This is a genomic window from Colwellia sp. BRX10-1, from assembly GCF_014077545.1.
GTDB lineage: Bacteria > Pseudomonadota > Gammaproteobacteria > Enterobacterales > Alteromonadaceae > Colwellia_A.
In genome coordinates this window covers 1-253 of the sequence record NZ_JACGWC010000139.1, presented here as the reverse complement: position 1 = coordinate 253, position 253 = coordinate 1, and the positions used below count along the sequence as shown (strand labels likewise).

1 protein-coding gene is annotated in these 253 nt (G+C 39.1%); it reads left to right on the top strand.

Features of this window, described 5'->3' with window-relative positions; all coding sequences use genetic code 11:
* Nucleotides 1-253 (top strand): Ig-like domain-containing protein (locus H4J75_RS19875; protein WP_182223084.1); only part of this gene is annotated, 253 nt, incomplete at both ends.

The following is a 253-nucleotide window of genomic DNA, read 5'->3' as shown; positions in this document are numbered from 1 at the left end:
TATCAGATCTTACTGATGACAATGAATCTGTTACAACAGCTGAAGATACCCCAGTCTCTGGTAACGTTTTGGATAATGCAGCAACTGCAGATGGACCATTAACCGTAACGAGTTTTACTGTTGATGGAAATACGTATAATGCTGGTGATACCGTTACTCTCGCTGAAGGTGAACTCACTTTAAATGCCGATGGTAGTTACACTTTTACACCAAATGACAATTTCAATGGTGCTGTTCCTGTAATTACTTATAC